18 protein-coding genes are annotated in these 22,198 nt (G+C 72.5%); 14 read left to right on the forward strand and 4 right to left on the reverse strand.

Annotation, left to right across the window (positions count from 1 at the left end):
- Positions 1–25: 25 nt before the first annotated feature.
- The 3 genes from AB0C46_RS14235 to AB0C46_RS14245 all read left to right on the forward strand — a co-directional run bounded on the left by AB0C46_RS14235 (position 26) and on the right by AB0C46_RS14245 (position 4,426).
- The gene (locus AB0C46_RS14235) at positions 26–577 is read left to right on the forward strand and encodes a helix-turn-helix domain-containing protein (protein WP_362828095.1); all 552 of its coding nucleotides are present in this window, start codon (positions 26–28) and stop codon (positions 575–577) included.
- Entirely contained in the window at positions 574–2,208 is a 1,635-nt protein-coding gene (locus AB0C46_RS14240; protein WP_362828096.1) for an MFS transporter, read from the forward strand. The genes AB0C46_RS14235 and AB0C46_RS14240 overlap by 4 nt, the downstream gene beginning before the upstream one ends.
- 247 nt (positions 2,209–2,455) lie before the next feature.
- Positions 2,456–4,426, forward strand: a complete 1,971-nt coding sequence (locus AB0C46_RS14245; protein ID WP_362828097.1) for a bifunctional metallophosphatase/5'-nucleotidase — start codon at positions 2,456–2,458, stop codon at positions 4,424–4,426.
- A 72-nt stretch (positions 4,427–4,498) separates the two neighbouring features.
- Here AB0C46_RS14245 and AB0C46_RS14250 read toward each other — a convergent pair whose 3' ends face one another.
- Positions 4,499–5,167, reverse strand: a complete 669-nt coding sequence (locus AB0C46_RS14250) for a lysophospholipid acyltransferase family protein (RefSeq protein ID WP_018087682.1) — start codon at positions 5,165–5,167, stop codon at positions 4,499–4,501.
- 325 nt (positions 5,168–5,492) lie between these two features.
- Between AB0C46_RS14250 and AB0C46_RS14255 the strand changes: the two genes are divergently transcribed.
- Entirely contained in the window at positions 5,493–6,629 is a 1,137-nt protein-coding gene (locus tag AB0C46_RS14255) for a glycerophosphodiester phosphodiesterase (RefSeq protein WP_362828098.1), read from the forward strand.
- Between the two features lie 321 nt (positions 6,630–6,950).
- On the forward strand, positions 6,951–7,466 hold the full coding sequence (locus AB0C46_RS14260; RefSeq protein ID WP_362828099.1) for a GNAT family N-acetyltransferase: 516 nt from the start codon (positions 6,951–6,953) through the stop codon (positions 7,464–7,466).
- A 95-nt stretch (positions 7,467–7,561) separates the two neighbouring features.
- Here AB0C46_RS14260 and AB0C46_RS14265 read toward each other — a convergent pair whose 3' ends face one another.
- From AB0C46_RS14265 to AB0C46_RS14275, 3 genes are read right to left on the reverse strand one after another with little or no spacing between them, the layout of a single operon-like run.
- Complete coding sequence (locus AB0C46_RS14265) at positions 7,562–7,888, reverse strand: IPT/TIG domain-containing protein (protein ID WP_362828100.1); 327 nt, start codon at positions 7,886–7,888, stop codon at positions 7,562–7,564.
- Between the two features lie 18 nt (positions 7,889–7,906).
- Positions 7,907–8,365 carry a hypothetical protein gene (locus AB0C46_RS14270; protein WP_362828101.1) on the reverse strand — a complete coding sequence of 153 codons (459 nt, stop codon included), beginning with the start codon at positions 8,363–8,365 and terminating at the stop codon, positions 7,907–7,909.
- A complete protein-coding gene (locus AB0C46_RS14275; protein ID WP_362828102.1) occupies positions 8,358–8,726 on the reverse strand; it encodes a hypothetical protein in 369 nt (122 codons plus the stop codon). The genes AB0C46_RS14270 and AB0C46_RS14275 overlap by 8 nt, the downstream gene beginning before the upstream one ends.
- Positions 8,727–9,415: 689 nt before the next feature.
- Here AB0C46_RS14275 and AB0C46_RS14280 point away from each other — a divergent pair.
- From AB0C46_RS14280 to AB0C46_RS14320, 9 genes are all read left to right on the forward strand, one after another.
- The gene (locus AB0C46_RS14280) at positions 9,416–10,510 is read left to right on the forward strand and encodes an ATP-binding cassette domain-containing protein (protein WP_362828103.1); all 1,095 of its coding nucleotides are present in this window, start codon (positions 9,416–9,418) and stop codon (positions 10,508–10,510) included.
- Entirely contained in the window at positions 10,507–11,244 is a 738-nt protein-coding gene (locus AB0C46_RS14285; protein ID WP_362828104.1) for a methionine ABC transporter permease, read from the forward strand. Before AB0C46_RS14280 ends, AB0C46_RS14285 begins: the two co-directional genes overlap by 4 nt.
- 100 nt (positions 11,245–11,344) lie before the next feature.
- Entirely contained in the window at positions 11,345–12,202 is an 858-nt protein-coding gene (locus AB0C46_RS14290) for a MetQ/NlpA family ABC transporter substrate-binding protein (RefSeq protein ID WP_362828105.1), read from the forward strand.
- A gap of 328 nt (positions 12,203–12,530) precedes the next feature.
- Entirely contained in the window at positions 12,531–13,166 is a 636-nt protein-coding gene (locus AB0C46_RS14295; RefSeq protein ID WP_362828106.1) for a GNAT family N-acetyltransferase, read from the forward strand.
- Positions 13,167–13,331: 165 nt separating this feature from the next.
- Positions 13,332–14,552 (forward strand): precorrin-6y C5,15-methyltransferase (decarboxylating) subunit CbiE, encoded by a 1,221-nt coding sequence (gene cbiE / locus AB0C46_RS14300; RefSeq protein ID WP_362828107.1) that lies wholly within the window; start codon positions 13,332–13,334, stop codon positions 14,550–14,552.
- Between the two features lie 236 nt (positions 14,553–14,788).
- Complete coding sequence (cobT, locus tag AB0C46_RS14305; protein WP_362828108.1) at positions 14,789–18,919, forward strand: nicotinate-nucleotide--dimethylbenzimidazole phosphoribosyltransferase; 4,131 nt, start codon at positions 14,789–14,791, stop codon at positions 18,917–18,919.
- Between the two features lie 166 nt (positions 18,920–19,085).
- Positions 19,086–20,318, forward strand: a complete 1,233-nt coding sequence (gene cobA, locus AB0C46_RS14310) for a uroporphyrinogen-III C-methyltransferase (protein WP_362828109.1) — start codon at positions 19,086–19,088, stop codon at positions 20,316–20,318.
- A 53-nt stretch (positions 20,319–20,371) separates the two neighbouring features.
- Positions 20,372–21,187 carry an RNA methyltransferase gene (locus AB0C46_RS14315; RefSeq protein ID WP_362828110.1) on the forward strand — a complete coding sequence of 272 codons (816 nt, stop codon included), beginning with the start codon at positions 20,372–20,374 and terminating at the stop codon, positions 21,185–21,187.
- Between the two features lie 96 nt (positions 21,188–21,283).
- Positions 21,284–22,105, forward strand: coding sequence for an APH(3'') family aminoglycoside O-phosphotransferase (locus AB0C46_RS14320; protein WP_362828111.1), 822 nt, complete (start codon positions 21,284–21,286; stop codon positions 22,103–22,105).
- The last annotated feature ends 93 nt before the right edge of the window (positions 22,106–22,198 follow it).

Below are 22,198 nucleotides of genomic sequence, written 5' to 3' on the forward strand. Positions count from 1 at the left end.
GTCTCATTCGGCTACTGTATGTCTCATGGCCCTGGACCGTGAACGCGTACTCAAGGAAGCCGCCGCATTGCTCACGCGGCGGGCTTCGACGCCGATGGACGAGATCGCCCGCGCCGCGGGCATCAGCCGGGCGACCCTGCACCGGCACTTCGCCGGGCGGGACGCCCTGATCAGAGCGCTGGAGGAGCACGGGATCGCGCAGTTCGTGCAGGCGATGGACGCGGCCCGGCTGGACGAGGGGGCCGCCGCCGATGCGCTGCGCCGGCTGATCGCCGAAGCCGAACCGGTCGCCGCCGTACTGGCCTTCCTCTTCACCGAGAACCAGCTCTTCGAGGACGGCGAGATCAACGCCGGCTGGGCGGAGCTCGACGACCGCATCGCCGCCCTCTTCCGACGCGGCCAGGAAGAGGGCGACTTCCGGATCGATCTGAGCACCGCCTGGCTCACCGAGGCCTTCTACGGACTGATCGGCGCCGGCGCCTGGGCCGTGCACGAAGGGCGGGTCGCCCGCAACGACCTCAACCACTCGATCGCCGAGCTGCTGCTCGGCGGCATCCGACGGAGCATGGAGAAATGACCGAGACCATAGCGTCAGGACCGGCAGGCTCGGCCCATGTGGACGACCAGCCCCGACCGGGCCGCTGGCTCGCGCTCGCCGTTCTCGTCCTCGCCGTCCTGCTGGTCGGCGTCGACGCCACGGTCCTCGGCCTCGCCACCCCCTTCCTCAGCGAAGACCTGCGCCCGTCCGGGACGCAGCTGCTGTGGATCGGTGACATCTATTCCTTCGTCATCGCCGGCCTGCTGGTCTCCATGGGCAGCCTCGGCGACCGCATCGGCCGCAAGAAGCTGCTGCTGCTGGGCTCCGTCGGCTTCGGCGCGATGTCGGTGCTCGCCGCGTACGCCACCACGCCCGAGATGATGATCCTGGCCCGCGCGCTGCAGGGCGTGGCCGGTGCGACGCTGATGCCGTCCACGCTGGCACTGATCCGCAACCTCTTCCACGACCCCAAGGAACGCAGTCTGGCCGTCGGTATCTGGGGCGCCATGGCCTCGGCCGGAATGGCCGTGGGGCCGGTCCTCGGCGGCTTTCTGCTGGGGCACTTCTGGTGGGGTTCGGTCTTCCTCATCAACCTGCCGGTGATGGCGCTGCTGGTGGCCGTCGGCGCCAAGGTCATCCCGGAGTCACGCAATCCGGATCCCGGCCCGTGGGACATCCCCAGTGTTCTGCTGGCCCTGGTGGGCATCGTCTGTGTCGTCTACGCCATCAAGGAAGCGGCGGTGCACGGCTACCGCTGGGACATCGCGCTGAGCGCCGTCGCCGGTGTGCTCGCCCTGACCGTGTTCGTCCGCAGACAGCTCACCCTCGCCTCGCCGCTGCTGAACATGAAGCTCTTTCACCACCGGGGATTCTCCGGGGCGGTACTGGCCGACCTGCTGACCATCCTCGGGCTGTCCGGGCTGGTCTTCTTTCTCTCCCAGTTCCTCCAGATGGTGCAGCTGCGCTCACCGCTGAACGCCGGGCTCGTCGAACTCCCGGCGGCGGTCGGCGCGGTGGGTGCCGGTCTGGCCGCCGGCTGGGTCGCCCGGCGGCTGTCCGTACGGATCGTGGTGGCCGGCGGCCTCGCCGTGGTCGGCCTCTCGCTGGTCGGCTGCACCACCCTGCACGGCGACACCGGCACCGCCGCGATGTGCGTCATCCTCTTCGTCGTCGGCGTCGGCGCCGGTTTCTCGTTCACCGTCACCGCCGATGTGATCCTCTCCAGCGTGCCCAAGGAGGAGGCGGGCGCCGCCTCCGCGGTCTCCGAAACGGCCTACGAACTGGGCGCCGCGCTCGGCATCGCCCTGCTCGGCTCCATCGTGACCAGCATCTACCGGGGCTTCGACGCACCGCCGGGGGTGCCCGGACCCGCCACGGACGCCGCCCGCGAATCGCTCGGCGGCGCCTTCGAGACGGCCGGCCAACTCCCCGCCGACCAGGGCGCGGCGCTGATCAAGGCCGCCCAGGACTCCTTCGTCGCGGGCGTGGACGTCGCGGCCGGGGTGGGTGCGGCGGTCCTGCTGTCCGCCGCGGTGGCCGCGTGGTTCCTGCTCCGCGGCCAGGAGCTGGCGAGCAGCCCGGAACCGACCGGGCCCGCGCTCGCCGCGGCCGGAGCGGAGCCGGGGCGCGAGTCAGGTTCGGCGGCCGGCGGCCCGGCGGAGCGCCCGTAACGCCGGTAGCGCCCGTATCACCCGTAACGCTGTACGGCCGATCCGCCGGACGGCGGGCACGCAGCGCGCCCCAGGGCGTGTCCCGTGGATCACGGTGCCCCGCACCCGCCATGATCAACGGGACACGCCCTGGGGGCGACTGTCCCCCGCCCGTTCACGCCCGGTACGCGTCCTGGTGACCGGCCGTCCCGTGCGGCTCGATTGACTCTCCCGTCGTCCCCCTACGGACGGCCAGGAGAGTGACGCAGTGCGCGACATCGGACGACGTTCCTTCCTCACCGCCGCGGGGGCCCTGGCCACCGCGAGCGCCATCGGCAGCGACGCCTACGCCACCGGCCACGCCCGCGACGCGGCCACCGCCGACGAATACGTCGACGTCCAGCTCCTCAACATCACCGACCTGCACGGCTATCTGCAGGGCGCCCCCGGTGCCCACTCGATCATCACCGGGGCCGGCGGAAAGACCTACACCGTCGGCGGCGTCGCCCATATGGCCGCCCACCTGGAGCGGCTGCGCGACGGCCGCCGCAACTCCCTCTTCTTCGCCCCCGGCGACCTCTTCTCCGGCTGGGAGTTCGACGCCGCCACCTTCGCCGACGAGCCCACCATCGAGGCGCTCAACGCCATGGGCATGGACTTCGCCTCGGCCGGCAACCACGAGTTCGACAAGTCCGCGCGATTCCTCACCTCGCACATGGAGGACGGCGACAGCTTCCCGGTCGTCGGCCGCGACGACGCCTTCAAGGACTCCACCGGCCGCCGCTTCCGGGGCGCGAAATTCCCCTACTACAGCGCCAACATGGTGTGGCACGCGAACGGCGAGACCGTGCTGCCGCCGTACAACATCGAGTATGTGGACGCCGGCGGCGGCCGCCGGCTGCCGGTCGGCTTCATCCATCTGACCGCCATCGGCACCGAGTCCTTCCCCGGCTCCTACCAGCCGGGACTGCGCACCCTCGACGAGCTGGAGACCGCCAACCGCTGCGCGGCGGAACTCAAGTCCCGCGGCGTCCGGGCGATCGTCCTCAGCATGCACGACGGCGCGGTGGCCGGCGGCGACTTCTCCAGCGGCAGCAACCCCTCGGGGCCCGCCTACGAACTGGCCCTGCGGGCTTCCCCGGACATCGACGCCATCGTCACCGGCCACTGGCACACCGCCTTCACGATGATGCTGCCCGACCCCGACGGCGTGCCCCGGCCGTTCGTCGAGGCCGGCTGCTACGGCCAGCTCGTCAACGAGATCAATCTGCGCCTCGACCCCGACACCGGAGCGGTGATCCGGGAGCTGACCACCGCCACCAACCACCCCAACACCCGGGATGTGACACCCGACCCGGAACTCAAGTCGATCGCCGCCTACTGGGCGGACTACGGCAGCCGGCGCGCCCGCAGCCGCCTCGGCACCCAGACCGCCTCCTTCACCCGGCGGCGCAACGCGGTGGGGGAGAGCACCATGGGCAACCTCGTCGCCGACTGGGCCCTGTGGGCGGGCCGTCAGCCGCACGACCCGATGGACGATCCCGCCGACCACCCCAACACCCCCGCGGACCTCGCCGTCATCGCGGTCGCGCCGCGCGTCGGCCAGGCCGTGATCGCCGGCGATCTGATCCGTGACGAGGAGACGGACGGCACCGTCACCTTCGCGCAGGCCTGGAACTCCGTCGGCTTCGGCGACCCGATCATGACCGTCACCGTCACCGGCCGGCAGCTGCACGACGCCCTGGAGGAGCAGTGGGCACCGACCGCCGGCGGCGGACTCGGCTTCTCACCGCTGGCCGTCTCCGGCAACGTCCGCTACACCTTCGACGCCGCGGGACCGGTCGGCCGGCGGATCGAGCCCGCCGAGGTGTTCATCGACGGCACCGCCCTCGACCTCACCCGCCGCTACCGGCTCGCCGCCCCCTCCTACACCCTCATCAACCAGGACGGCTTCAGCGCCTTCACCGGATTCACCGCACCGGTCCGGCACACCCGCGACTTCGAGAGCTTTGTCTCCTTCATCCGCACCAAGAAGCAGCTGAAGCCCGCAGCGCTGAACCGGGTGGCGGTCAAGAACGCGGAGGTGCCCGGCGCCCGCACCGGCACCGTCACCCAGCGCCAGCAGCTGCTCCAGCCCGACGGCAGCGTGGTGCCGCGGCCCGAGGCAGCGCTGCGTACGGCGCTGACCGGCGGTGCCGAGGGCCAGCGCGCCCCCGGCGGCTTCCGGGTGCCCTGCTGACCCGCCCGCACAGGAGCACACGCAACGGGCCCCATCCGCGGAACGGATGGGGCCCGGCACACGGCGGACGGGTCAGGCGGCCCTGGCCTTGGTGGCGTAGATGTCGACGTACTCCTGGCCGGACAGCTCCATGACGTCGCTCATCACCTCGTCGGTGACGGCCCGCAGCACATAGCGGTCGCGGTCCATGCCGTCGTAGCGGGAGAAGTCCAGCGGCTCACCGAAGCGCACCGTCACCGGGGCGATGTGCGGGCGGCCCTTGCCGCCGGGCTGCACCTTGTCGGTGCCGATCATCGCGAACGGGACGACGGGCGCGCCGGTCATCAGGGTGAGCCGGGCGATGCCCGTACGGCCGCGGTAGAGCCGGCCGTCGGGGGAGCGGGTGCCCTCGGGGTAGATGCCGAAGACGCTGCCCTCCTCCAGGATCCGGCGGCCGGTCATCAGCGCCGCGACACCGCCGTGTCCGCCGTCCCGGTCCACCGGGATCATGCCGGCGCTGGTGAAGAACCAGGCCATCGCCCGGCCCTTGAGGCCCTTGCCGGTGACGTACTCGTCCTTGCCGATGAAGTACACCGGGCGCTTGACCACCAGGCTCAGGAACAGCGAGTCGATGAAGGTGACGTGGTTGCCGGCCAGGATCACCGGTCCGGTCGCCGGAATGCGCTCCATGCCCTCGACCTTCGGGCGGTACAGGACACGCATGACGAATCCGAGAATCGCCTTCAGCACAATGCGGGACAACGGGCCCTCCGGGTCGTGACTGGTCAACGTCAAGCGGCGCAGAACACTGCAGCCAAGGACCATACTCGCGGGTTACTCCCGCGCGCACCTCGGGTTCACGAGGTCGATACGCACAGTTGACGTGTGTTACCACCATCTTCCCCCCGATGTTGTCTTCCGTCTCCCCGGCGTGACCCGTCCGTGCCTACGATCGGCCGGGCTCTCCGGGCCGGTGTGCAACACGCCTCACCGCACGCCGTAAAACACCCGGAAGTACCCGGAAGTACCCGGAAGTGTCCGGAAGCACTCGGAAGACCAGCGAACAACTCGAACAAGGAGCGTGCGCATGCACAAGCGGCAGCAGCCGGGACGGCGGACGGTGCTGGGGGCCGCGGCCCTCGGCGCGGGAGCGGCGGTATTCGGCGGAGCCGGCCAGGCGAGCGCGGCCCAGCGGGCCGGGGCGCCCCAGGAACTGCCGGTACCGCTGATCGTCGGCCACCGCGGCGCCAGCGGCTACCGCCCCGAGCACACCTTCGGCTCCTACCAACTCGCCCTCGACATGGGCGCGGACGTCATCGAGCAGGACCTCGTCCCCACCAAGGACGGGCATCTGGTCTGCCGCCACGAGAATGACATCACCGCCACCACCGATGTCTCCGCGCACCCCGAGTTCGCGGACCGCAAGACCACCAAGAGCGTGGACGGGGAGAAGCTGACCGGCTGGTTCACCGAGGACTTCACGCTCGCCGAACTCAAGACGCTGCGCGCCAAGGAGCGCATACCGGGAACCCGGCAGCACAACACCGTCTACGACGGGGTGTGGGAGGTGCCGACCTTCGAGGAGGTGCTGCAGTGGGCCGAGCACGAGGGCCGCAAGCGGGGCCGCCGCGTCTGGCTGCACATCGAGACCAAGCACCCCACCTACTTCCGCAAGCTGGGCCTCGGTCTGGAGGAGCGGGTGGCCAAGGCGCTGCGTGCGCACGGCCGGCACCGCAGGAACTCCCCGAACTTCCTGCAGTCCTTCGAGCCCAGCAGCATCCAGCGCCTCGGCAGGCTCGTCGACTGCCCCAAGGTCGTCCTGCTCTCCACGCTCGACTCCCAGCCCTGGGACTTCGTCGAGGCGGGCGACCCGCGCAAGGTCGCCGATCTGGTCAAGCCCGAGGGCCTGAAGTGGCTGGCCGGCTTCGCCCAGGGCATCGGCCCGGACCTGACCGTGATCATCCCGCGGGACAAGGACGGCAAGCTCGGCGAGCCCACGTCCGTCGTCAAGGACGCCCACGCCGCCGGACTGGTCCTGCACCCGTATACGGTCCGCAACGAGAACACCTTCCTGCCGGCCGATTACCGCCGCGGCACCGACCCGGACGCCTACGGCGACGCCCTCGGTGTGTTCAAGGCGTACCTCGGTACCGGCATTGACGGCCTGTTCTCCGACAATCCCGACACCGCGCTGCTGGCCGCCGCGGAGTTCCGCAAGCGCTGACGCCGCTGCCCGGACCGCTGCCACGGCGGAGCCCGGCCGCCCGGACCGGTGCCACCTCCCCTGCATTCTCATCTGAGTTGGGAATGTCACAGGAGAGCTCGGTGCCGGTCCGTTCCGCTTGCCCCAATTGCCTGCGCAGAATGCTCGCGGCGGAGATTGCCGCTGCCCCTTACCGGGGAATCCGGAAGGAGCGGTGTCAGCCACGTCATGGCGGCGACGGGTACCCCACGGCGCCGTCCGTCAGGGCACATCGTTCCGGGCGCACCCCTCTCACCCTCAGCGCGCCCGGACCAGCGAACCGAATAGGGGAGGCATACGCGCATGGGCACGAGTGTGACCATCTCTGCGGCGACCGACCAGGACGCCGAGCAGATCCTCAAACTCCAGTACCTCTGCTACCAGCAGGAAGCCGCGCTGTACGACGACTACGGCATCGAGCCGCTCACCCAGACGCTGCAGGCGCTGCGCGCCGAACTCGGCGAGGGCTGCGTCGTGGTGGCCCGGCTCGGCGAGGAGGTGGTCGGATCCGTGCGCGGCACGGTCGACGAGGACGGCACCGGGACGATAGCCAAGCTCATCGTGCACCCGCGGATGCAGCGGCACGGCCTGGGCGGACGGCTGCTCGACGCCGTCGAGGGGCGGCTGGCGGCCGAGCGCTCGGCCACCCGCTACCGCCTGTCCACCGGCCACCGCAGCGAGGGCAATCTGCGGCTCTACCGCAGTCACGGCTATGTGCCCGTGGGCACCGAGCAGCGCACGCCCCGGCTGAACGTGGTCACGATGGAGAAGGAAGTGCCCCAGCCGGCCGGAGCCGGGGAACTCGTCGCACAGGCGTAGCGCCGGGGGCGTGCCCGCCCCGGGCGGGGCGGGTGCGCCGGGCCGTCCGCATCAGAGCGGACAGCCATCCGCAGCAGAGCAGAAAGCCGTCCGCATCAGAGCAGATGGAGGAAGACCCCGGGCACCGTGGCGCTGCCGCCCGTGGTGGTGAGCGCGATGGTGACCGCGCCCACGGCGTGGCTCGGCGCGACGGCCGCGACCCTGGTGTCGGACAGGACGGCGAACGCGGCCGGCACGCCGCCGAAGGTCACACCGGTGGTCGTCGACAGTCCCGTGCCCGTGAAGTCGACCAGCGTGCCGCCCGCGGTCAGACCGGTCAGCGGGCTGAAGCCGGTGGCGGTCGGCGCGGCGACGAAGCCGAAGGCCCCGGGTGCCGTGGCGCTGCCGCCCAGCGCGAGGACGGCCTCACCCGGATGGCGCAACTCGCTCGCCGGACGGCCTCAGGCTCCCGGCCGCTCCGTACGCGACCGGCGCAGCCACATCAGCCCGGTGACGGGCAGGATGACGGGAATGAAGAGGTAGCCCATGCCGTAGTCCGACCAGACCGTGGCGTCCGGGAACGCGGACGGGTCGAGCAGAGTCCAGGTGCCGATGCCGAGCACCCCGAGCAGCTCCAGCGCACAGCAGGCGAGCGCGGCCCGGCGGGCGCCCTCGCCGCCGCGCACCAGCGAGAAGGTGATGAACCCGTAGACGACCGCGGAGACCGCCGAGAGGCTGTAGGCCAGCGGCGCCCGGTCGAACTGTGCGAGCAGCTGGTAGAGCGAGCGGGACGCGGCCGCGACGGTGAAGATCCCGTAGAGCGTGACCAGCAGCCGGCCCGGGCCGGTGCCCAGGGAACGCTTGCCCGGCGCGGCGGCCGTGCCGCCGTCCGCCGCGGTGGTCGCCGTGGTCTCAGGCACTGCCGCCTCCCCAGATGTCGAACAGCCGCACTTCCAGTACGGCCAGCACCACGGCGCCCGCCGCGACGGTGGCCGAACCCCAGCGGGTGCGCTCCGAGAGCGACATAAAGCCGGTCGCCGGCACACAGGCGGCCGCCCCGAGCAGATACGAAACGAAGAGCGCGGTGCCCTTGTCCGGCGACACCCCGCGCGCCAACTGCACGACGGCGATGACCAGTTGGACGATGCCGAGCAGCGACACCAGGCCCATGCCGAGGAAATGCCAGTCCTTGGTGGGCTGGTCACGGAACGCCGCGAAGCCGCACCAGGCGGCGAGGGCGAGAGCGGTCACCGCGACCGCGATCGTCAGCGCGTCGAACACCGGGGCCTCCGGGTGGCACGGCCGCGCGCCGTGGGGTTGTGGGGCATGGGGCGATGCTAATCGGCGGCGGACGGGCGGCAGCGTCCGGCCCCACCGTGGCACGTACGCCCATGAAGCAGGAGGATCAGCGCTGATGCGCTCCTTTGCGGCATGTTGACCGTGGCGTTGACCACAGCGCACCGGGCCCGCAACGCCGCCGGCCGGTTTCCTCGTCCCCCGCTCCCGACGGCATCCGCGCAGGCCACGGACCGAACGCGGGAGATCATCCGCGCCGGGCGAGGGGCTGTCCACGGGTCGGTCAGTGGTGTCCGCAATTCGGACTGGCTTGATCGGCCCGTACTGCTGTCTGGTTTACTTCCCGCATGACCACGACGAGCTACCGCACCCCTGCGACCGAGGCGTATCAGACGCCCGGTGCTCGTTGCATGTGTCGAATGTGTGACCGCTGAGGGCCCCCGCCTGAGCTCGCGCCCCGAAGCGAGACCTCCCCGAGCTCTCAAGGAGCAGGGGGGATCCCGACTCATGAGCCGTACGTCGGCCTTCCGACGCCCTCGGCCGCCCCGCGTCACCGGAACCCGGAGCCGGGCCCCGCGCCCGCCGCCGCTCCCTGTTCCCCCCTGCCGCACTCGCAAGAATGCCCCGTGCCCGGCGGGCGAGCCGCCGAGCACTCGACAGTGACGGAATTCCCTGTGATCACCACAACGGGCCTGACCAAGGTCTACCGTTCAGGAGACCGCGAGGTCACCGCCCTGGACGGCGTCGATCTGCACGTCCGCGAGGGCGAGGTGTACGGCGTCATCGGCCAGAGCGGCGCCGGCAAGTCCACCCTCATCCGGTGCCTCAACCTCCTGGAGCGTCCCACTTCCGGCACGGTCACCGTCGCCGGCCAGGAGCTGACGTCCATCGCCGGACGCGGCAAGCGCGCCAGTGCCCAGCTCCGGGCCGCCCGCAGCCACATCGGCATGGTCTTCCAGCACTTCAACCTGCTGTCCTCGCGCACCGTCCAGGACAACGTGGAACTGCCGCTGGAGATCCTCAAGACCGACCGCCAGGAGCGCTCCCGCAAGGCCCTGGAGCTGCTGGACCTGGTCGGCCTGGCCGACAAGGCCAAGGCCTACCCCGCCCAGCTCTCCGGCGGCCAGAAGCAGCGCGTCGGCATCGCCCGCGCGCTGGCCGGCGACCCCAAGGTGCTGCTCTCGGACGAGGCCACCAGCGCCCTGGACCCGGAGACCACCCGCTCCATCCTCCAGCTGCTGCGCGACCTCAACCGCAAGCTGGGCCTGACCATCGTGCTCATCACGCACGAGATGGACGTCGTCAAGACGATCTGCGACTCGGCCGCGCTGATGAAGGACGGCCGCGTCGTCGAGCAGGGCACCGTGGCCGAACTGCTCGCCACCCCCGGCTCCGAGCTGGCCCGGGAGCTGTTCCCGGTCGGCGGCGAGCCCTCGGCCGACGACCGCACCGTCGTCGACATCACCTTCCACGGCTCGGCCGCCACCCGCCCGGTGATCTCCGAGCTGTCGCGCACCTACAACGTCGACATCTCGATCCTCGGCGCCGCCATGGACACCGTCGGCGGCAAGCAGATCGGCCGGATGCGCATCGAGCTCCCCGGCCGCTTCGAGGAGAACGTCGTGCCCATCGGCTTCCTGCGTGAGCAGGGGCTGCAGGTCGATGTCGCCGACGTCGCGAGCGTCGACGGCGCGGCCGCGGTCGAAACTGCCCTTGAGCCCGCGATCCCGGCGTCCGCGGCCACACTGCAGAAGGAAGGTGCCAAGTGACCTGGAACGAGATGCAGCCGCTGCTGTACGACAACACCCTCGACACCCTCTTCATGGTGTGGTGGTCGACGTTCTACGCGGTGCTCATCGGCATCCCGGCCGGTGTGCTGCTGCATCTGACCGACCGCGGCGCCATCCTGCAGAACGTCGTGGTGAACAAGGTCCTCGGCGCGATCGTGAACATCGGACGGTCCTTCCCGTTCCTGATCCTGATCGTCGTGCTGATCCCCTTCACCCGGCTCGTCGTCGGTGTCTCCATCGGCCCGACCGGCGCGGTGGTCCCGCTCGCCATCGCCGCCATCCCGTTCTTCGCCCGGCTGGTGGAGTCCGCACTGCGCGAGGTCGACCACGGCCTGGTCGAGGCCGCCCAGGCGATGGGCGGCGGCACCTGGACCATCGTCTTCAAGGTGCTGCTCCCGCAGGCACTGCCCGCGCTGATCGCGGCCGTCACCACCACCGTCATCCAGCTGATCGGCTACTCCGCGATCGCCGGTGCGGTCGGCGGCGGCGGGCTGGGCAACCTGGCCTACACCTATGGCTATCAGCAGTACGAGACCTCGCTGATGATCACCACCGTCGTGGAGCTGATCCTCCTCGTCACGCTCGTCCAGCTGCTCGGCGACCTCATCGTCCGCCGGCTCGCCCGCCGCGGCACCGGTGCCTCGTCCGTCCTGCGCGTCGGCCTGCGCCGCGCCCGCACCGAGGAGCCGGCCGCCGTCACCGAGGCCGCCTGACCGCCCCACCCGTACCCCCTCCGCATCACCCAAGAGCCCGGACCCTTTGCCGGGCGGACATCACGCGGAACCCTCGCGTGGAAAGAAAGAGGCACTCTTCGTGCGCAACACCGTCAAGATCTCCGTCGCCATAGCCGCCGCCTCCGCCGTCGCCCTCGGGGCGAGCGCCTGCAGCGCCCCCTCCGACACCACCGCCGGCGGCGACAAGGGCGATAAGAACGCCCCGCTCGTCGTCGCCGCGAGCCCCACCCCGCACGGCACCATCCTCGACTTCGTCAAGAACGAGCTGGCGGAGAAGGCGGGCCTCAAGCTGGTCGTCAAGCCGTTCAACGACTACAAGATCCCGAACAAGGTCACCGACGACGGCCAGGTCGACGCCAACTTCTTCCAGCACAAGCCGTTCCTCGACACCTTCAACAAGGAGAACGGCACGCACATCGTGCCCGTCCAGAACGTGCTCATCGAGCCGCTCGGCGTCTACTCCAAGAAGATCGACAAGCTTTCGGAGCTCAAGGCCGGCAGCACCGTCTCGGTCCCGAACGACCCCTCCAACGAGGGCCGGGCGCTCAAGCTGCTCGCCGACAACGGGGTGATCACCCTCAAGCCCGGTGTCGGCTCCGACGCCAAGCTGACGGACGTCAAGGACGACAAGGGCATCAAGATCACCGAGCTGGAGGCCGCGCAGACCGCGCCGCGTATCGACGACGTCGACGCCGCGATCATCAACGGCAACTTCGCCATCGGCGCCCACCTCAAGCCCTCCAAGGACGCGCTGGCCCTGGAGAAGGCGAAGGACAACCCCTACGCCAACTTCCTCGCCGTCAAGAAGGGCAACGAGAGCGACCCGCGGATCAAGAAGCTGGCCAAGCTCCTGAACTCCCCCGAGGTCAAGGAGTTCATCGAGGGCAAGTACAAGGACGGCTCGGTCATCCCGGCCTTCGGCCCGGCCAAGAGCTGACACCAGGCGGCTTTCCCTATGGGGAGGGCTGTTTCCTCGGTGTCCCCTGTTTCCCCTTGTTTCCCCGCCGCCCACCCCCCTTCGGGGGGGTGGGCGGGTGTAGGGACGCACAGCCGCCCGTGCGCAGGTCACCGGAAGGTGTCCGTCCGCACGGCGGCCCGCAGGCCCCGGACTCGCGCCACGCGCGGCCGGGGCCCACGCGCGTGGCACACCCGTACGCCCATGCTGCATGCTGGTGCCTTCAAGACGGTCAAGACGGCCCGTGACCTCGCGGTCTCACAGCGCGCGACGGTCCGGACACCACAGTCAACGGCGCGGGAGCAGCGGCATGACATCCACCTTTCCGGACATCTCCATCAGCACGGACCGGTTGGTGCTGCGCCCCTTCGAGGAGGCCGATGTGCCGTCCCTCGCCGCGATGATGAACGACGAGCTGGTCGCCGCCTGGACCGCGATACCGCAGCCGTACACCGAGGACGCCGCGCGCGCCTGGACCACCGAGAGCGCCCACGCCGAGCGCACCGCGGGCCACGGCATCGACTTGGCGGTCACCGAGTTCCTCACCCAGCGCCTGGTCGGCGTGGTCCAACTGCGCAACACCGACTGGCGGATCCGTTCCAGCGAGATCAGCTACGTCGTCGCCTCCTGGGCCCGCGGCGAGGGGTACGCCTCCGAGGCCTCCCTCGCCGTCGCCCACTGGCTCTTCCACGACCAGAAGTTCGAACGCATCGAGCTGCGCACCGCGGCCGGCAACACCGCCTCCCAGCAGGTCGCCCAGAAGATCGGCTGCATCAGCGAGGGCGTGCTGCGCAATGCCTTCATAGCCCGCAGCCGCACCGAGGACGGCGGCTGGACGGACATCCGGACCGATCTGATCGTGTGGAGCCTGCTGCCCGAGGACCTGGAGGGGGTCCCCGGCCGGCTGGCGGACGCGAACGGATTCAGCTACCCCGAGTGGAACTGACCATGCCCGCGCTCAGGTCCGTACCGCAGGGGGTAGTCTCGGCCTGCCGCGCACCTGCGCGACCAGCGCGGACCAGCGCACCACAGCGGCACCACCACCGGCCTGCGGCCGCCCTGTCCGCCGCCCCGCCCGCGTAACCACAGCAGCCCCAGGAGACTGACGAGCATGGCCGACCGGGTCACGGTGATCGGATGGGACGGCTCTCCACTGACCGCCGCCGCCCGCTCCGCGCTCGGCGCCGCCACGCTGGTGGCCGGCGCCGCCCACCACCTCGCACTTCCCGAAGTCCCGCCGAACGCCGAGCGGATCCGCCTCGGCAGTGTGAGCCTGGCCGCCCGCCGTATCGCCCAGCACCGCGGCACCGCCGTCGTGCTCGCCGACGGTGACCCCGGCTTCTTCGGTGTCGTCCGCACCCTGCGGGCACCCGAGCACGGCCTGGAAGTGGAAGTGGTCCCGGCCGTCTCCTCCGTCGCGGCCGCCTTCGCACGGGCCGGTATGCCCTGGGACGACGCCCAGATCGTGGTCGCCCACAGCCGCGACCTGCGCCGCGCGGTGAACGTCTGCCGCGCCCACACCAAGGTCGCGGTGCTCACCTCACCCGGCGCCGGTCCCGCCGAACTCGCCCTGCTGCTCGGCGGCGTCCACCGCACCTTCGTCATCTGCGAGGAACTGGGCACCGAGCGGGAGCAGGTGACGGTCCTCACATCCGACAAGGCCGCCGACCATGTCTGGCGTGACCCCAATGTCGTCATTGTCGTCGGCGGTTCGCCCGGCGGGGCCGCGGCCCAGGGAACCGGCTGGATCGCCGGTCACGAGGTCGGCCACCCGACGGGCCCGCGCGGCTGGGGACTTCCGGCGAGCGCATACGGCGGCGCCCTGGGCGAGGGCGAGTCCGTCCAGCTGCGCACCGCACAACTCGCCCGTCTCGGACCGCAGGTGGGCGACCTGGTCTGGGACATCGGCGCGGGCAGCGGAGCCGCCGCGGTGGAGGCCGCGCGCTTCGGCGCCGCCGTCATCGCGGTGGACGCCGACCCGGACGCCTGCGGACGCACCGCCGCCCTCGCCCGCCGCCACGGTGTCCAACTCCAGGTCGTGCACGGCCGGGCGCCGCAGGTCCTGGAGGACCTGCCCGAGCCCGACGTGATCCGGATCGGCGGCGGGGGAGCGGACGTGCTCACCGCCTGCGCGGCCCGCCGTCCCGAACGGATCGTCACCCACGCGGCCACCCGCGACGAGGCCGAATCGCTCGGCCGGGCGCTGGCCGACGGCGGCTACGAAGTCGAGTGCGCGCTGCTGCAGTCCGTGGACCTGGACACTTCCGTCTGGGTCGAACGCGAGCGGTCCGTGGTGTTTCTGCTCAGCGGGTATCGCGTTCCTCACCCGTGACCAGCACGGCAACCCGCGCGAGGTAGGCTGGCGGATCGTTGCGCCGCCGTTCCGCATTCGGCTTCGTACGCCAATATCCGGAAAATGCCGTGGTTTTGGCCGAATATGAAGCTCTGGAGAGCGGACGTGCCGCGAGGCGTGCTCGCTCGTTCTAGCTATCGGGGCGTCGGCGCGCCCCGGTCGAGCGCGTCGCACGAGCGGTTGGAAGGAGCACTACCAATGGGCGAGGGGTACGCATGACCGACACCGGCCAGTTCCCGGGCGAGGGACAGCCGGAGAACGCAGGCGGACATCCCGGGCAGCCGCAGCCGGCGGCCGCTCCTTCCCCTGCCGACGCCGGACCGACGGAGTTGCCGGGCACAGTGCCCCCTCCGGGCGAATACCCCTACCTCGACCAGACCGACGGTGCGGTCGAGGACGACGACCTGCTGCTGATGCCGGGTGCCCAGGGCGCCTGGAGCGAGCAGCCCGCGCCCCAGCCCCTCCCGCAGCCGCAGGAGACCCACCACGGTGCGGACCAGCAGCCCCAGCAGGGTGCACCGATCGACGCGGCCACCCAGGGAGCCACCGGCTTCGAGCCGATGCCCGCCCAGGCCGGCGACCACGAGAGCGGCGGCCGGGATTCCGGTTCCGTCGACCTCAGCTCCGTCCGCATTCCGCAGCCCGCGGCTCCGCAGCCGGACCGGGCCCGCGCGGCCGCGCCGTCCACGCCCCCGCGCCGTCCGCTGCACATGGGCCCGCCCGTCCCCGACGCGACCGGCGGCGTGGTCCGTTCGCTCGCCGACCGCGGACCGGCCGAGGCACCCGCACCGTCCGCCGCGCGGCACGCCGGACCGCCCACGGGCGGCCCCGAATACTTCGACGCCCCGGCCGCGGCCACACCGGACGAACAGTTCGTGACCGGCCCGCCGGCCGCGGCACAGACCGCCGCGGACCTGCCGTACGCCGAGCAGCCCCTCGGGCAGGTGACGGCGGCCGGGCAGACCTTCGCCCCCGCATACGGCGAGCAGCCCTACGGCGGGCAGTGGAACGCCGAGCAGACCTACGGCGCCGCAGGCCAGGGCCCGTTGCCAGGCCCGCAGCTCGGCGAGATCCCCTCGCAGGTGCCGGCGTGGAACGAGGCCTCCGCGCAGGCGACCGCGGCCCCGGTCGCAGAAACGGTCGCCCCCGAGGCACCCGCCGTATCCGCCGACGCACCCGCCGCGCCCCCCGAGGCCGTGCAGCCCGCCCCCGCCGTGCAGCCCGTCCCGCAGGACGCGGCGCTGCCCGTCGAACAGCCGATGCCGCTGCCGGCCGAGGACGTCGCGCAGCCCGGGGACGGCGCTCCCGCCGCCGATGCCGGACCGGAGGCGTCGGCCGAGGCGCAGGCCGAGGTGCCGGCGCAGCCGCAGGACAGCGCTCCGGACGCGGTGCCGGATGCGGCATCGCCCGCGCAGGACGGAACGGCCGCGACGGAAACCGCCGTGCCGGACACATCCGCGGCGGACGCCGTCGTGCCGGACGCCGTCGTGCCGGACGCCGTCACGGCGGACGCCCACGCTGCGGACACTCCCGCTGCGGAGGCCCCCGCCGAGGAAGCCCCCGCGCAGGACGTACCCGGCGAGGACACCGTCCCGGCCGCCCAGCAGCCCGAGGCCGTCGCCGAGGTCCCGCAGCAGCCCGCCGACCAGGGCGCACCCGCCGACCAGGGCGCACCCGCCGACCAGGGCGCGCCCGCCGAGCCCGCGGCGCAGCCCGCCGACGCTCCGGCCCCCGCGCCGTCCGATGAGGCCGGCCGGACCGCGGAGCCCGTGGCGGAACAGCAGGCGGCCGACGCCCCCGTCGACGCCCCCCAGGCACCGCAGGACGAGCAGACCGCCGGGCAGCCCGAGGCCGCCGCACCGGCCGTCGCCGACGAGACCCGGCCGGAGCCCGCGGCCACCGCCCCGGCCGAGGCCGCCCCGGACCAGGTCACCCCGGCCGGGGCGACCGACGACACCCCGGCCGCCGAGTCCACCGCCCCGACGCCCGCCGCTCCCCAGGGCCCCGTCGCCCTGCCCGCGACCGACGACGGCGCGCCGCAGGAGCAGGCCGTCATAGAGCCGTCCGAGGCGCAGCAGCCGCCCGCCGGACCGCCGCAGCCCGGCGCCCCCGTGGACGCCGCAGGGCAGCAGACCGCCGAGGAGCCCGCCCCGGAGGCCGCGCCGCAGGGCCCGGACGCTCCCGCCGAGCAGCAGCCCGCAGCGGCCGCTCCGGACGACACCGGCAGCCCCGCCGAGCCCAGCACCCCCGCGGCCGAGGCGGCCCCCGGCGAGCCCGCCGAGGACGCCGCGCCCGCAGACGCTGCCGAGCCCGCGGAGGCCGCACCCGACGCTCCGGCCGAGCCGGTCGCCGAAGACCGGCCCGTCGCCGTCCACATCCCGGCCCAGGCATCCGGCGAGCAGACCCCCGCGGCCGCCCCGGCCGCTGCCGACGAGCAGTCCGCTGCCGACCGCGAGCCCGCCGCCGACGCCGACGAATCGCCCCAGCAGCAGGACGCCGCCGCACTCGTCCAGCTCGGCGAGGGCCCGGACGACGACCAGCCGCAGGCCGCCGACCAGCAGCACGCCGTCCAGACGCCCGACGGGCCCGGCCCCGGCGCGGCCGACGCCCTGTTCCCGGCCGCCGGGTACGACGACTCCGAGCGCGCCGCCGTCCACCGCGTGATCCGCGAACGCCGCGACATCCGCAACGGCTTCCGCAGCGACGCGATCCCCAATGACGTGCTGCTGCGCGTCCTGGAGGCGGCCCACACCGCGCCCAGCGTCGGCCACTCCCAGCCCTGGGACTTCGTGGTCATCCGCTCGGACGAGACCCGCGAGAAGATGCACCAGCTCGCGATGGCGCAGCGCGAGGCGTACGCCAAGTCGCTGCCCAAGGGGCGCGCCAAGCAGTTCCGTGAGCTGAAGATCGAGGCGATCCTCGAAACGCCGGTGAACATCGTCGTCACCGCCGACTCCACCCGCGGCGGCCGGCACACCCTCGGCCGCCACACCCAGCCGCAGATGGCCCCGTACTCCTCCGCGCTCGCGGTGGAGAACCTCTGGCTCGCCGCCCGCGCCGAGGGCCTCGGCGTCGGCTGGGTCAGCTTCTTCGACGAGCGGGAGATGGTCCACGAACTGGGCCTGCCCGAGCACCTCGAAGTCGTTGCCTATCTGTGCATCGGCTACGTCGACGAGTTCCCGGAGGAGCCCGAGCTGCTGCAGGCCGGCTGGTCCAAGCGCCGCCCGCTGTCCTGGGTCGTCCACGAGGAGACCTACGGCCGCCGCGCGCTGCCCGGCGAGAGCCCGCACGACCTCCTCCAGGAGACGCTGCAGGGCATCCGCCCGCTGGACGCCAAGGCACTCGGCGAGGCCTGGGAGCGGCAGAAGCGGATGACCAAGCCCGCCGGGGCGCTGGGCATGCTGGAGATCATCTCGGCCCAGCTGTGCGGACTGTCCCGCAAGTGCCCGCCGCCGATCCCGGAGCCGGCCGCCGTCGCGATCTTCGCCGGTGACCACGGCGTGCACGCCCAGGGCGTGACCCCCTGGCCCCAGGAGGTCACCGGCCAGATGGTCGCCAACTTCCTGGGCGGCGGCGCGGTCTGCAACGCCTTCGCCAACCAGGTCGGCGCCGAGGTCTGTGTCGTGGACGTCGGTGTGGCGGGCGATCTCCCCGCCACCCCCGGTCTGCTGCCGCGCAAGGTCCGCCCCGGCACCGCCGACTTCACGGCGGGCCCGGCCATGGCCCAGGAGGACGTGCTCCAGGCGATCGAGGTCGGTATCGACACCGCCCGTGACCTCGTCGCGGCCGGCAACAAGGCGCTGCTCACGGGCGAAATGGGCATCGCCAACACCACCACCTCCGCCGCGCTGATCTCCGTCTACACCGGCGACGACCCGGCCGAGGTCACCGGCCGCGGCACCGGCATCAACGACGAGACGCACGCCCGCAAGGTCGACGTCGTCCGCCGCGCCCTGGAGCTCCACCAGCCCGACCCCGCCGACCCCATCGGTGTCCTCACTGCGGTCGGCGGCCTGGAGCACGCCGCGCTCGTCGGACTGATCCTCGGCGGCGCCTCGCTGCGTACGCCGGTGATCCTCGACGGGGTCAGCGCCGGCGCCGCCGCCCTGGTGGCCCGTGCCATCGCCCCCGAGGCGCTGGCCGCCTGCATCGCCGGCCACCGCAGCGCCGAGCCCGGCCATGTCGCGGCCCTGAACAAGCTGGGCCTGCGCCCCCTGGTCGACCTCGATCTGCGCCTCGGCGAGGGCACCGGCGCCCTGCTCGCGCTCCCCGTGGTGCAGAGCGCCGCCCGCGCCATGCACGAGGTCGCCACCTTCGACTCCGCCGGAGTCACCGAGAAGAGCTGAGCGGGGCAGCCATCCGCCCCCGCATGACCCCCGGCCCGCAGCCCCATAGGCTGTGGGCCGGGGCCATGACACCGCCCCGGGCCGTACCCCTGACCAGCCGCTCCAGAGCCGCAGCGGCCGAGCCGGTCGCCGAACCCGCACCATCCGCACAAGGAGCCGTACCGCCATGGCTGAGCACGTCGCCGAACACGCTGCCTACCCCGTCGGACTGCGGCTGTCCGGCCGCCGGGTGGTTGTCCTGGGCGCCGGCCAGGTCGCCCAGCGCCGGCTCCCCTCCCTGGTCGCCGCCGGCGCCGAGGTCCTGCTGATCTCCCCGTCCGCCACCCCGTCCGTCGAGGCGATGGCCGATGCCGGCGAGGTCCGCTGGGAGCGCCGCCGCTACCAGGACGGTGACCTCGACGGCGCCTGGTACGCGCTGATCTCCACCGACGACCCGGAGGCCAACGCCGCCGCGTCCCAGGAGGCCGAGGACCGCCGGGTGTGGTGTGTACGCTCCGACGACGCCGAGGCGGCCACCGCCTGGACCCCGGCCACCGGCCGCAGCGAGGGCGTCACCGTCGCCGTGCTCACCGGCCGCGACCCGCGCCGCTCCGCCGCCGTGCGCGACGCGATCGTCGAGGGCCTCCGGGACGGCAGCATCGCCGCCCCGCACCACCGCCGCCCGCACACCCCGGGTGTGGCCCTGGTCGGCGGCGGCCCCGGCGACCCCGACCTGATCACCGTCCGCGGCCGCCGGCTGCTCGCCGAGGCGGACGTGGTGATCGCCGACCGCCTCGGCCCCCGCGATCTGCTCGCCGAACTCCCGCCGCATGTCGAGGTCATCGACGCCGCGAAGATCCCCTACGGCCGTTTCATGGCCCAGGAGGCCATCAACAACGCGCTGATCGAGCACGCCAAGGCCGGCAAGGCCGTGGTCCGGCTCAAGGGCGGCGACCCGTTCGTCTTCGGCCGCGGCATGGAGGAGGCCCAGGCACTCGCCGAGGCCGGTATCCCCTGCACGGTCGTCCCCGGCATCTCCAGCACCATCTCGGTGCCCGGCGCCGCCGGCATCCCCGTCACCCACCGCGGTGTCGCCCACGAGTTCACCGTCGTCAGCGGCCATGTCGCCCCCGACGACGAGCGCTCGCTGGTGGACTGGCCCGCGCTCGCCAAGCTGCGCGGCACCCTCGTCATCCTGATGGGCGTGGAGAACAGCGGCGCCATCGCCGCCAAGCTCGTCGAGCACGGCCGCGCCGCCGACACCCCCGCCGCCGTCATCCAGGAGGGGACCACCGCGGCCCAGCGCCGCGTCGACGCCACCCTCGCGACGCTCGGCGAGACCGTACGGGCCGAAGGCGTACGCCCCCCGGCGGTCATCGTCATCGGCGAGGTCGTCGCCGTGGCCCCTACCCGCAGGTAACCGATTCCGGACGCGGCATTGGAACCCCGACACCGACAAGGCACTATCTCCCCGTGGCAGAAATCATCACCGTCGATGACCCGGACGACCCGCGGCTGGCCGACTACACCGGCCTGACCGACGTCGAGCTGCGGCGCCGGCGCGAGCCCGCAGAAGGGCTCTTCATCGCCGAGGGCGAGAAGGTCATCCGGCGCGCCCGGCACGCCGGTTACGCGATGCGCTCCATGCTGCTCTCGGCCAAGTGGGTCGACGTCATGCGCGATGTCATCGACGAGGTCCCGGCACCGGTCTACGCCGTCAACCCGGCCCTCGCCGAGCGGGTGACGGGCTATCACGTGCACCGTGGCGCACTGGCCTCCATGCAGCGCAAGCCGCTGCCCGCGCCCGCCGAACTCCTCGCCGGGGCCCGGCGCATCGCGGTGATGGAGGCGGTCAACGACCACACCAACATCGGCGCGATCTTCCGCAGCGCGGCGGCTCTGGGCATGGACGCGGTGCTGCTCTCACCGGACTGCGCCGATCCGCTCTACCGCCGCTCGGTGAAGGTCTCCATGGGTGCGGTGTTCTCCGTGCCGTACGCCCGCCTGGAGAGCTGGCCCCGGGATCTGGCCACCGTACGGGAAGCGGGCTTCAAGCTGCTCGCCCTCACTCCGGCCGATAAGGCCACCGCCATCGACGAGGCCGCCCCGCACACCCTGGAGCGCGCCGCGTTGATGCTGGGCGCCGAGGGCGACGGCCTGAGCACCGGCGCTTTGCGGGCCGCCGACGAATGGGTCCGCATCCCGATGGCGCACGGCGTGGACTCGCTCAACGTCGGCGCGGCCGCCGCGGTGGCCTTCTACGCGGTGGCGACCGGCCGCCCGGCTTGATCTGCCACCGGCCCCCGCCGCGGGCCGGGGGCGTGGCAGGGACGGGGTCCTCCGACCCGAGCCGGGGTACCGGTCCGGCTGACTAAGGTGGCCGCTATGAGCGATCATCCCGAACCCCGGACCGTGTCGCCGGTGCTGCTCGGCGCGGGTGGCGGCGACTGGCTGCCCGTCACTTCGGGTGAGTCGGGAGCCGCCGTCTTTCGCAGTGCGGACGCCGCCCGGTACGCCAAGTGCGTACCCGCTGCGGACGCGGTCGGCCTGGAGGCCGAGCGCGACCGGGTCGCATGGCTGGGCGACCAGGGCATACCGGGACCCCGGGTGCTCGACTGGCACTCCGGTGACGCGGGTGCCTGCCTGGTGACCAGTGCCGTCTCCGGCGTACCCGCTGACCAGGTGCCCGCCGCGGACCTGCGGGTCTCCTGGGAACGCATCGCGGACGCGGTCCGCCGGCTCCATGACGTGCCCGTGTGGGAGTGCCCGTTCCGCCGGGACCTGGACGCCATGGTCGCCGTGGCGCGCGACGTCGTGCGCCGCGGGGCGGTGAACCCGGAGTTCCTCCCCGTCGAGCAGCAGCACACGCCGCCCGCGGAGCTGCTGGACCGCCTCGCCCCGCAGGTCGCGCGGCGACGGGACCAGGAGGCCGCCGACCGGGTCGTCTGCCACGGGGACCTGTGCCTGCCCAACATCGTCCTGGACCCGCAGACCCTGAACGTGTCGGGCTTCATCGACCTGGGCCGCCTCGGGCCGGCCGACCGTTACGCCGACCTGGCGCTGCTGCTCGCCAACGCGCGGGAGACCTGGCCGGACGAGGAGCGGGCGCGGGCCGCGGACGCGGCGTTCGCCGAGAGCTACGGCATCGCCCTCGACCACGACCGCCTGCGCTTCTACCTCCATCTCGACCCGCTCACCTGGGGCTGAGGGGCGCGATGCGGCGCGGCCCGCAGAACCGCCGGACCGGCCCGTGACACGCTCCGGCAGTGCACCCACCGCGACCCGGTCCAGAGCTCCCGG

Source organism: Streptomyces sp. NPDC048637, assembly GCF_040650675.1.
Taxonomy (GTDB): Bacteria; Actinomycetota; Actinomycetes; order Streptomycetales; family Streptomycetaceae; genus Streptomyces.